Below are 11895 nucleotides of genomic sequence, written 5' to 3'. Positions count from 1 at the left end.
ATATGCTTTTACCTGTTCACAAAAACACAAAACTTCTAATTTTTGACTGTGATGGCACAATCGCAAACAATATGAAAATACACGTTAATGCTTGGCTTAGTGTATTGAAAAATACCAAGCCAGAGGTCGAATCTATCGACTTTGATAAATATAACGGACTACCTAGTGAGTATATACTCAAAGAAGTATTCAAATTTGATGAAAGTGAAACACCCATAATCGCTGAAAAAATTAAAGAAGCTTCTTATGAACTATTAAGCCAAACTAGACCTATCCAACCTATAGTTGACTTAGTTATACACTATCATAATAAGATACCCATGATAGTAATATCTGGCGGCAAACAAGCCAATGTAATTAAGTCTTTAGATGTTCTGGGACTTACTGATTATTTTGACAGCATAATTACAGCAGATGACTCACACCCAAATAAAAGCTCACCTGATGCATTTACATTATTAGCAAATAAATACAATGTTAAACCTCGTGACTGTCATGTGTTTGAAGATGGTGTACCAGGTCTTATTAGTGCTCTAAAGGCTGGGATGACAGTAACTGATGTTAGAAATATTAACTTAGATATATAGTTAATTAGAGTAAAATCACATGATAAAAAAAAGCACACTATTAGGACTACTACTGTTATCTTCTTTGGGGTACACAGAAGTAGTAAATACGGCAACATGGACAACTAAAGATATCGAAAACGATTTCAAAACAAAATATTTCTGTAATAAGAATCTATCAAAAGAGGATTGTGATAAAAATTTTAAGAACATAAAAGATTATGGCATAGATGTCGGCTCTCTTGGTAATAAAAATATAAAAGACATCCAACTTGATAAAATATCATATACTACAATCAATTCTTTCCCAGCTACAGGAAAAATAACATCTCATGTATCTGGACTTGTAATGCTTCCTAATACCAATCATCCAAAGGGAGTAGTCTTATACTACCACCCTACTGTATTTGATAATGCTGGAGTTCCTTCTAATCTAGATAAAAAAAATAAGACTAGCTTGTATCTAAATACTGTTTACGCTGGAGTATATGCCGCTAATGGATATATCGTTGTTGCTCCTGACTATATTGGTCAAGGAGATGACTATAAAAACTATCACCCCTATGTTTTATATCCGAAGCAAACCATAAATACAGCTGTTGATTTATTGAATAATGTTAGTAGTGATATCCGCAAAAAATATGGTCTGAAAGATAACTCAACACTAAATCTATTTTCAGTTGGTTATTCTGAAGGTGGAGCATATTCTATATGGACAGCCAAATGTTTAGGATGGCGTGGTGACTGTGAAGGGGTAGATAAGTTAGATACACTATATAGATATAGAGCTGCTGCTGGATTAAGTGGAGCTTATGATGTAAGTAATACCATGCTAGACTTTATGACTGATAACAATGACTCTAGTAAGTATTTTCTACACAGTAAACTTATCACATCGATGCTAAAACCTGGTTTAATGGCAAACACTTTTATGAGTTATCTAAATTATAGCAATGTATCTAAAACTATAAGCACAAATGACATTGATAAAGGTTTCTTTGAAATGAAGTGTTCAACATTCTCACAAGAAAAGTGTAATCTTGAAAACAAACACTATAACTTCGATTCTTTATTTTTGCAGCAGCATTTACCGAATACACAATTTGCTGGAGCAATATTTAATAGTGCATTATACAAGAAGTTTCCTAATCAAGAATCTGCTTCTCATTACGCTATACCTACTGGTAACAACTCAATGTATGACTTATTTAATGAAAAAATATTTACCAATAAAGAACTTATTGAGACAATGAAAGCTGCAGATATTGTTGATTTTGGTAAAAAAACCAGAACTCCTTTGTATCTATTTGCACTCAAAGAGGACTCTGTAGTGACTCGACTTAATTATGATAAGTTTATGCAAAATGCCAATGCTATAGTTGATGGTTTTGTTTTGGATAATAACAAAATTGTTACAAGCACTACTGATTGGTTACCGGTACAGCTTGATATTAATGAAATTGACCATGTAACTGGTGAAACCTATGCTAATCTATTTGCATATAAATACATTGATGATATAAATAAGGTATACATATAAAACTATGATTGATGCTATTACACAGAGGACCGGTATTTTAGTCGATGAAACTGGTATTAATAAACTTGAGAATACTAACATCTTTGTAGCTGGATGTGGCGGAGTAGGCTCTTATGTGATAGAGGCTCTTGCCAGAGCAGGTATTGGCAAGCTTACTATAGTTGATATGGACGTAGTAGATCCATCAAATATTAACCGACAGCTAATTGCTCTTCATAGTACTATTGGAAAATCAAAAGTTGATATTATGAAAGAGCGCATCGCAGATATAAACCCAGAATGTAAGGTTAATGCTTTAAAGACTTTTATAAACCCAGAAAATACTCTTGAGCTACTTAGCAATGAAAAATATGACTATGTAATTGATGCTATTGATACACTTAATGCTAAAGTAAACCTCATTAAGGTAGCTCATCAAGACTTAGGTATAAAAACAATATCAAGTATGGGTGCCGGTGGAAAAACAGACCCAACGCAGATAAAAGTAGCAGATATATACAAAACTGATGTATGTGCTCTAGCAAGGGCGATGAGAACAAGATTAAAAAAATTACATGTTGCAAAGGGAGTCAAAGCTATCTTTTCAACACAAAAAGGTATAGACCCTCTCCCACCTAATGCTCCTGAGCCAAATCAAGATGGCAGATCTAGAGCTACAAATGGAACTCTTAGCTATATGCCTTCGCTATTTGGTCTTACGATAGCAGGTATTGTTATCAAAGAAATTGTTGGAAATCATTTTAATCAATAAAATATTTTAAACCCTAGAAATATACTCTCATATCATTTACCCTTAATGATTAATATAACTAAAAAGTCATTTAGAAAATGCCAAAAAAGTTTAGACTTAGATATGTATTACTTGTTGTAATTATTGTAGCAGCTGCCGTTTTTTTCTCGAGTAACTCCTCAGATGTACAAGTTGATGCAAATATGGGAGCTTGTGAAATATTAGATCAAAACCCTAACTGGAAATTATCACTAAAAAAAGCTCAAGATAAATATAATCTATCCCCAGCTTTTGCAATGGGTCTGATATACCAAGAATCTCGTTTCGATGCCGAAGCTAAAAGCAGTTACTCAACTGCTTATGGATATGCTCAAGCTATAAACAGTACATGGAAACACTTCCAAGAAGAAGTTAAGCAAAATGCTAAAAGAAATAATTTTGATGATAGTGTACAGTTTATAGGCTGGTATATGGCACAACTTTCAAAATCTCTAAAACTTAAAATGAGTGATAGCGAAAATCTATATATGGCATATATGCTTGGAGCAACTGGATATAAGCGCTACAAAGCTGGCACATTCAAAAATAAGGCTAAAATCGAAGAAGATAAAAATATAGCAAATAAAGTTAAAGCTTATACTAATTTATATAAGTCACAGTTGAAAGACTGTAAAATTTAGAATCTATACGCCAGTGTAGTCATTACTTTTGACTGAAGCTTCATTATAGCTTTTACAGGTTTAGGTAACTTTTTGCCTCCAGCTTTCTCTGCTTCAATTGCATGCTCAGATTCATCAAGGTACATTTGTTTAAGTATCTCACGTGAGCGATTATCATTAACTGGTAAGTTTTTTAAATGTGAATCCAGGTGTTTCATAACTTGTTTTTCTGTCTCCACAACAAAACCATAACTTAGACTATCACTAATAGAGCCAGCGGTAGCTCCTATACCAAAAGATGCCCAGTACCAAAATGGATTTAGTAAACTAGGCTTTGCCTCTAACTCATCTAGTCGCTCCGCACACCAAGCTAAATGGTCATACTCTTCGTCAGCTGCGTGATATAAGTGCTCTTTTGTTTCAACTGATTTTGCTACAGATGCTTGCCCTCTATAAAGTCCTTGAGCACAAATTTCTCCAGTATAATCAACTCGCATCAGTCCAGCTGCGTGTTTTTTATCCTCATCAGATAACTTACCATCTCTTATATCACCAGCTGGAGACTTTCTATTGGGATTAAGAGGATGCTTTGTAAATCTTGCATAACTATCAATTTCTTCAACAATTCGATCTAAAAAAGATAATTTTCTCATAACTGAAGTCCTTTCTTAAATAAAACCAAATATCGCATTAGCTGCGACAATTGCAAACAACAGATTGAGTATCAAGAACACCCAACCCACCGTATAACCTTCTCTAATTGAAAATACAGCATAAATAGCCAGAACTATACCACATACAATCATAGGTTCATTTCTACTCAATAGTATACCAAAACATAACGCTACAAGCCCTATAAAAGCACAAACTCTAGCTATATTTATTTTATACTTACTAAAATAAGTAATTGAGAATATAATTGCCAATACTATGAATACTAGTAAATTATATATCTGAGAAAAACCAAAAAAAACCATAGTGGCACTAACAAATGCAATACCTTGCAAACCACTAAAAAACGGCTCTTTTTGGATCACAGCTGATAAGAATAAGAAAAAAGTTGCAAAAAAAACTATAAGATTTTTCTGAGCAACATCTGTTTCAACTAAACCAAACATAAATATTATTAGACCTACAATTCCCACTAGTAAGCCTACATTACTCATAATTTTTTTTAACATATAAAAAAACAAATCAGTTTAATTGAAAACTATTATAATTATAAACTATAATCGTTACAAAAGTTTTCATTGAATAACAGCTAAACTATTAGTTATAATTATGAAATATCTATTTTGATTCATTTTTTAGCATAATTAAGGAGATTTTAATGGCTAGAAAGAAAATAGCGCTTATTGGTGCTGGTAATATTGGTGGAACACTTGCTCATTTATCACTAATCAAGCAGCTAGGTGATGTGGTTCTTTTTGATATAGCTCCAGGCATGCCTCAGGGTAAAGCTCTAGACTTATTACAAACTTGCCCTATCGAAGGAGTTGATTTCAAAGTTAGAGGTACAAATGATTATAAAGATCTAGAACACTCTGATGTGGTAATAGTCACAGCTGGTGTACCAAGAAAGCCTGGTATGTCTCGTGATGATTTACTTGGCATCAACATTAAAGTAATGCAATCTGTAGGCGAAGGTATCAAACACAACTGCCCAGATGCATTTGTTATATGCATCACGAACCCTCTTGATATCATGGTAAATATGTTACAAAAGTTCTCTGGTGTACCTGATAATAAGATCGTTGGTATGGCTGGTGTACTTGATTCTGCAAGATTTAGAACTTTCTTAGCAGATGAGCTTAATGTCTCTGTACAGCAGGTTCAGGCTTATGTAATGGGTGGACATGGTGATACTATGGTACCTCTTACAAAAATGTCTAATGTTGCGGGCGTATCTCTAGAGCAACTAGTCAAAGAAGGCAAAATTAGCCAAGAAAGATTAGATTCTATAGTAGCTAGAACTAGAAGTGGCGGTGGTGAAATTGTAGCTTTACTTAAAACAGGTTCTGCTTACTATGCTCCAGCTGCTGCAGGTATACAAATGGCAGAAAGTTATCTAAGAGATAAGAAGATGGTTCTTCCATGTGCTGCAAAAGTAAAAGCTGGTATGTATGGTGTTGACGAAGATCTATTCGTAGGTGTACCAACAGAGATCTCTGCTAATGGCGTAAGACCTATTGAAGTTGAAATTTCTGATAAAGAAAGAGAGCAACTTCAAGTATCAATTAATGCAGTTAAAGAGCTTAATATTGCCGCTGCTGAAATTTTATCAAAATAATTTTCTAGCATGTCTAGACAGTAACCATTGTACTGTCTACATCTCAAAAGTGATTCATCAAAGTCAAGTGTAATATTTGACTTTTTAGTATTCTAAAATCAAAAAAAATTGATAAAATTTCTTTAGTTGAAAAAGCAATTATACTAAATTAGTATAGATTTGTTACTAATATAATTTTTTTGAAATTACTTTAAATTTAAATAGGGTTTTTGTTTATTATGTCTAATGAAAAATACCTTGGCATCCATATAGATATATCTAAGGATCATGAGCTATCAGAACAAGCACAACAATTGCTTACTAATTACTATTGTCTAGAGAATGAACCCTCTCCACAATATGCTTTTGCAAGAGCTTCTGTTGCATACTCTTTTGGCGATATGAACCTTGCGCAACGCATATATGATGCTGCATCTAAAGGTTGGTTTATGTTTGCATCTCCAGTGCTTTCAAATGCCCCTCTTCCAGGTGCAAAAGTTAAATCATTGCCAATAAGTTGCTTTTTATCTTATGTTCCAGATTCATTAGAAGGCCTTATAGAACACTCATCTGAGCTTAGATGGCTCTCAGTAAAAGGTGGCGGTGTCGGTGGACACTGGTCAAATGTAAGAGCTGTTTCAGATAAAGCTCCAGGACCGATACCGTTTATGCACACAGTTGATGCAGATATGGTTGCTTATAGACAAGGTAAAACTCGTAAAGGTTCTTATGCTGCTTATATGGATGTTTCTCATCCAGATATAGTTGAATTCTTGGGTATACGTGTACCAACAGGTGATGTGAACAGAAAGTGCTTAAATCTACACCATGCAGTTAATTTAACTGATGACTTTATGCAAGCAGTTGCTGACGATGCAGATTGGAAACTTGTAGATCCTGATGACAAAACTGTTAGAGATATAGTCAAAGCTCGTAAAATATGGGAAACAATTCTAGAGACTCGTTATCGTACTGGTGAACCTTATTTAAACTTTATCGATACTGCGAATAGAGCGTTACCAAAATCACAAAAAGAGCTTGGTTTAACAATTAAAGGCTCTAACCTATGTAATGAGATTCATTTAGTAACTGATGAAAAGCGTACAGCAGTTTGTTGTCTTTCTTCAGTAAATTTAGAAAAGTATGATGAATGGAAAGATACATCTCTAATTAAAGATTTAATTAGATTTTTAGACAATGTTTTACAGTTTTTCATAGATCATGCTGGAGATGAAATTTCTAAAGCTAGATATAGTGCTTCTCGTGAAAGAAGTCTTGGCTTGGGTGCTATGGGCTTTCACTCATATTTACAGAAGCATAATGTTCCATTTGAATCTCAAAAAGCCAAAGAAATTAATGAAGAGATATTTAAGCGTATAAAAGAGCAAGCTGTAGAAGAGACTCTAATATTAGGATCTGAAAAAGGTGAAGCTCCTGATATGGCTGGTACTGGTCGTAGAAATGCTCACTTATTAGCAATAGCACCTAATGCCAATAGTTCTCTTATATTAAACACTTCGCCAAGTATCGAACCTTGGAAAGCAAATGCTTTTACCTCAAGGACTAGGGTTGGTTCACATTTAACTAAGAATAAATACTTAGAAAGAGAGTTAGAAAAGGTTGGTAAAAATACTGAGGAAGTTTGGTCAGATATTATTACTAATGGCGGCTCTGTTCAACAGCTAGAATTCTTGAGTGATGATATTAAAGCTGTATTTAAAACAGCAATAGAAATGGATCAAGATTGGGTTGTATATTTAGGTGGACAACGTCAAAACCATCTATGCCAGGGGCAATCTCTTAATATATTTTTTCCAGCTGGAGCTTCTCGTGGTTATCTCCATAAAGTTCACTTCAATGCTTGGAAATATGGTTGTAAAGGATTATATTACTTAAGAACAGAGACTTCTAATAGAGCCGAAAATATTTCTAAGAAGGTTGAAAAAAATAGGCTTGTAGAATTCTCAGAGTTAAAACAATCTGAGAATGAATGTATCGCTTGTGAGGGCTAAAATATGAAAGTAAAAATATATACTAGAAATGGCTGTCCATTTTGTGTATGGGCGAAACAATGGTTTGATGAGAATGAAATATTCTTTGAAGAAACTATAATGGATGATCACTCTCAACGTCTTAGATTTTACGAAGAAATGAATCAAAGTGGTAAAGTTGCTTTCCCGATTTCAACTGTACCACAAATATTCATTGATGATGAGCATGTTGGTGGCTTTACAGATCTTAAAGCCAATGAGAAAGAAATCTTAGCTAAGAAGTAGGTAATAATAGTGGAAGTAAAAATATATACAAAAACGAACTGTCCTTTTTGTGACCTCGCTAAAAGTTGGTTTGGTGCAAATGATATTCCTTTTACACAAATTACTCTTGACGATGATGAAAAAAGACTAAATTTCTATGCGGAAGTAAATAAGAATATCCTGCTCGTTGAGGAACATGTTAAATCAGTACCACAAATATTCGTCAACGATGTACATATTGGTGGCTACGACAATTTAATGGCTAGAGCTGGTGAAGTTATTGCTCGTGTCAAAGGTTCTTCTCTAACAACTTTTTCTAAGACATACAAGCCATTTAGCTATCCTTGGGCTGTTGACCTAACTGTCAAACATGAAAAAGCTCACTGGATAGAAGATGAAATAGATTTATCAGAAGATGTAACTGACTGGAAAAATGGTAAAATTACTAAAGTTGAAAAAGAATATATTACTAATATTCTAAGGTTATTTACTCAATCGGATGTAGCTGTTGGTCAAAACTATTATGATCAATTTATTCCGGCTTTTAAGAATAATGAGGTCAGAAATATGCTTGGCTCATTTGCTGCACGTGAAGGTATTCATCAAAGAGCATACGCCCTTTTGAATGACACTCTTGGCCTTCCAGATTCTGAGTATCATGCTTTCTTAGAATATAAAGCAATGACCGATAAAATCGATTTCATGATGGATGCGGATCCTAGTACTCGTCGTGGTTTAGGACTTTGTCTTGCTAAGACAGTATTTAATGAAGGTGTAGCCTTATTTGCATCATTTGCAATGTTACTCAACTTCCAACGCTTCGGTAAAATGAAAGGTATGGGCAAAGTTGTTGAGTGGTCAATCCGTGACGAATCAATGCACGTCGAAGGTAACGCAGCATTATTTAGAATGTACTGCCAAGAAAATCCTTATATAGTTGATAATCAATTCAAAAAAGAAATATATCTAATGGCTAGCAAAGCCGTTGAACTTGAAGATAAATTTATTGATTTAGCTTATGAGATTGGTACTATCGAAGGTCTAAAAGCTGATGAAGTAAAAGAGTATATTCGTCACATTACAGATAGACGTTTAAATCAACTTGGTTTAAATGAAATATATAGTATTGATAAAAATCCTCTTACTTGGTTAGAATGGATCTTAAATGGTGCTGATCATACAAACTTCTTTGAGAACCGAGTAACAGAATATGAGGTTGCAGGTCTAACAGGTAACTGGGATGAAGCTTATCAGCACTAATTCTACTTTTTATTAATTTTTTCTCATAATTAGTTTCTTTTATATCCCTTACAAAAATTTTAAATATCTATTTCGTATAAAGCTATGTTTTAATATTCATAGGTAGTATAGATAAATATTAAAAATGGATTTTCAAAATTTAGAAAATATTATTAACCATGATATTTCACATGGCTTCTCAGGAGTAGCTGTTAATGTGGTTTTTCATAACAAACCTATTTATAAAAATAATTTTGGTTACGCATATAGATATAATCAAGAAGGAAATCTTGTCAGCAACCCACAATCTTTAAGAGATAATATGCTTTTTGATATAGCTTCTCTGACAAAAATTTTTGCAACCACTTATGCAGTCATGTACTTATATGAGCGAAAAAAAATCAAACTAGATGATAAGATAACAAAATATATTCCAGAGTTTAAATTTGAGAATACCTCTTATATCCCAACTATTCGAGATTTATTAAATCATGCTACTGGCGTAGCTCCATTTTTTGATTTTTATAATAATCATATTGCAGATTCTCTATATAGCCAAGACAGAGAAACTACTATCAGATTATTAAAAACAAAGATGTCTGTCATTGAACCAGCACAAAAGTATTGCATCTACTCAGATATAGGTATGAAAATATTAGGATGTTTAATTGAGACTATAACTAATCAAAGAATGGATGATTTCCTAGAAAAAAATATCTATTCGAAAGCTGGTGCTCAAAATACCTGTTTTAATCCTTTGGAAAAAGGCTATTTACCAAATCAAATAGTAGCAACTCAAATTGACGGCCATGCTAATTGTGGTACAACTAATTTTAATAATATAAAAACTGATACTCTTCGAGGCTTAGTTCACGATGAAAAAGCACTCTACTCAATGAGCGGTATTGCTGGTCATGCAGGATTATTTTCTACTATTGACGATATTACCAAACTAGCAGGCTTGTTATATCAAGAAAATACATTTTTTACTCAAGGCACCATAAAAGAATTTAGTCAACCATCTAACATTAACCCTTCTTTTGGATTAGGGTTTTGGACAGCAAAAGGACGCAAGAACAGACCTTTTTTTGGTGAAAAATGTAGTGATCAAACTATAGGACATACTGGGTTTACAGGTCAATGCTTCATTTCTGATTCTCAAAATAAGATTACCATTATAATTATGTCGAACAGTGTGCATAGTCGTATTATCTATCCTAGAATTTTTGAAGGTAAAACTTATAGAACAGGAATGTATGGACAATTAATAGACTCAATATATACGGAGTTAGGATTATGAATTTAAATTTTAGATACAGTTTTAAGTTTATTCTTCCTGTATATATCATCTCAGCTATCATTGGTGGCTATGCCTTAGCAATTGTTGGAGGCATTGGTAAAGATATTCAATATAACTTCGACCTGGATAATCACCAGTTATCTATTTTATTAGGCTTAGTATTCCTAGGAGGTATTTTAGCAAAAGTTGTTTGGCTAGCTACAGATCGAATTGGTCGAAGAGCAATGATAATTTCTTTTGCAATAATGTATATCATAGGAACTTATCTTTTTGTAATATCAAATAGCTATAATACTCTAATAGTAGCCAGATTTATCCAAGGAGCTGCTATTTTACTTTGTACTTATGCATTTCCTATATATATTACAGAAATATCTCCAGCTAATAGAAGAGGTATGTATGTAACTTTATTTCAACTATTCTGGACAGCTGGAATGTGTTTATCAGGAGTTATAATATTTTTCTTTTATAATGCTCTTAGCTGGTATCAATATTTATACATTACAATATTTCTTGTAATAGTTTTGCTCGGCTTGATTTGCATATTACCCCCTAGCCCTACTTGGCTTGTATTAAGAAAGAGGTATGTTGATGCATATACAGTCATAAGTAAAACTCAACCCACTTTGACAAAACAGGAAATACAAAAACATATCGAAGAAGTTAGAGTTAGCCTCAGAGAACACAAGCCTAAGACTTTTTTACAAAAAATTTTAATTGGAAAAGATATTTGGCCTGTTTTATTAGTAACAACAATCTTAATATTAAATCAATTGACTGGTATTAATTTTATTATTTTTTCTTCAGAGCTAATTCTTTCACCATTAACAAATAACATTTATATAACTCATATAGCAAACTCTCTAATTTTAGTTGTTAACTTTGGAGTCACCATATTAACCATCTTTTATATAGATAAGTGGGGAAGAAAAAAAGTTATCTTTACAGGACTAACAATTGCATTAATAAGCATGATACTGTTAGTAGTATTATATAGCCTACCTACTTTTGACTATAATTACATACTAGTAATTTTGTTCTTGATAACATGTATTGCCGGATTAGCATTTGGTCCTTCAGGCGTCATCGTAACCCTTATAAATGAACTATTACCTAACAGAGTAAGAATTATTGGTATCTTCATAGCGGGTGTAGTTTCAATGTTATTTGCATTCTTCTTTATTGGATATTTTTTACAAATAGGCGAGAAATACGGCTTTAATATTATGTTTGGAATTATTTTTATAAGTTCATTTGTGTATTTATTGATTGTTAAAAAACTTATTCCAGAAACTGCAGGAAAGACATTAGAAGAAATAGAAAATGAGTTTCAGTAA

12 protein-coding genes are annotated in these 11895 nt (G+C 33.0%); 10 read left to right on the top strand and 2 right to left on the bottom strand.

Going from position 1 to position 11895, the window contains the following annotated elements; all coding sequences use genetic code 11:
• Positions 1–2: 2 nt before the first annotated feature.
• The 4 genes from F3D57_RS02080 to F3D57_RS02065 all read left to right on the top strand — a co-directional run bounded on the left by F3D57_RS02080 (position 3) and on the right by F3D57_RS02065 (position 3516).
• Positions 3–587 carry an HAD family hydrolase gene (locus F3D57_RS02080; RefSeq protein WP_146422097.1) on the top strand — a complete coding sequence of 195 codons (585 nt, stop codon included), beginning with the start codon at positions 3–5 and terminating at the stop codon, positions 585–587.
• Between the two features lie 22 nt (positions 588–609).
• Complete coding sequence (locus tag F3D57_RS02075) at positions 610–2106, top strand: lysophospholipase (protein WP_150465042.1); 1497 nt, start codon at positions 610–612, stop codon at positions 2104–2106.
• 4 nt (positions 2107–2110) lie between these two features.
• Positions 2111–2857, top strand: coding sequence for a ThiF family adenylyltransferase (locus F3D57_RS02070; protein WP_146422096.1), 747 nt, complete (start codon positions 2111–2113; stop codon positions 2855–2857).
• A gap of 77 nt (positions 2858–2934) precedes the next feature.
• Positions 2935–3516 carry a transglycosylase SLT domain-containing protein gene (locus tag F3D57_RS02065; RefSeq protein ID WP_146422095.1) on the top strand — a complete coding sequence of 194 codons (582 nt, stop codon included), beginning with the start codon at positions 2935–2937 and terminating at the stop codon, positions 3514–3516.
• On the opposite strand, the gene coq7 is transcribed toward F3D57_RS02065, so the two are convergent.
• Together coq7 and F3D57_RS02055 are read right to left on the bottom strand one after the other, a co-directional pair.
• Positions 3513–4148 (bottom strand): 2-polyprenyl-3-methyl-6-methoxy-1,4-benzoquinone monooxygenase, encoded by a 636-nt coding sequence (gene coq7 / locus F3D57_RS02060; protein WP_149368360.1) that lies wholly within the window; start codon positions 4146–4148, stop codon positions 3513–3515. The two genes, F3D57_RS02065 and coq7, sit on opposite strands and share 4 nt — an antisense overlap.
• Before the next feature lie 15 nt (positions 4149–4163).
• Positions 4164–4676, bottom strand: a complete 513-nt coding sequence (locus F3D57_RS02055) for an MFS transporter (protein ID WP_150465016.1) — start codon at positions 4674–4676, stop codon at positions 4164–4166.
• 149 nt (positions 4677–4825) lie between these two features.
• Between F3D57_RS02055 and mdh the strand changes: the two genes are divergently transcribed.
• The 6 genes from mdh (at position 4826) to F3D57_RS02025 (ending at position 11895) form a co-directional block, all read left to right on the top strand.
• On the top strand, positions 4826–5785 hold the full coding sequence (gene mdh, locus F3D57_RS02050) for a malate dehydrogenase (protein ID WP_150464313.1): 960 nt from the start codon (positions 4826–4828) through the stop codon (positions 5783–5785).
• A gap of 218 nt (positions 5786–6003) precedes the next feature.
• Positions 6004–7776 carry a ribonucleoside-diphosphate reductase subunit alpha gene (locus tag F3D57_RS02045; protein ID WP_150465015.1) on the top strand — a complete coding sequence of 591 codons (1773 nt, stop codon included), beginning with the start codon at positions 6004–6006 and terminating at the stop codon, positions 7774–7776.
• A 3-nt stretch (positions 7777–7779) separates the two neighbouring features.
• A complete protein-coding gene (locus F3D57_RS02040; protein ID WP_041263737.1) occupies positions 7780–8040 on the top strand; it encodes a glutaredoxin in 261 nt (86 codons plus the stop codon).
• A gap of 6 nt (positions 8041–8046) precedes the next feature.
• The gene (locus tag F3D57_RS02035; protein ID WP_146422090.1) at positions 8047–9279 is read left to right on the top strand and encodes a ribonucleotide-diphosphate reductase subunit beta; all 1233 of its coding nucleotides are present in this window, start codon (positions 8047–8049) and stop codon (positions 9277–9279) included.
• 124 nt (positions 9280–9403) lie between these two features.
• On the top strand, positions 9404–10558 hold the full coding sequence (locus F3D57_RS02030) for a serine hydrolase (protein ID WP_150465014.1): 1155 nt from the start codon (positions 9404–9406) through the stop codon (positions 10556–10558).
• A complete protein-coding gene (locus F3D57_RS02025) occupies positions 10555–11895 on the top strand; it encodes an MFS transporter (protein WP_150465013.1) in 1341 nt (446 codons plus the stop codon). The genes F3D57_RS02030 and F3D57_RS02025 overlap by 4 nt, the downstream gene beginning before the upstream one ends.

The sequence above is a fragment of the Francisella sp. SYW-2 genome, assembly GCF_008711475.1.
GTDB lineage: Bacteria > Pseudomonadota > Gammaproteobacteria > Francisellales > Francisellaceae > Francisella > Francisella salimarina.
This window is presented reverse-complemented; position numbering and strand designations above follow the sequence as displayed.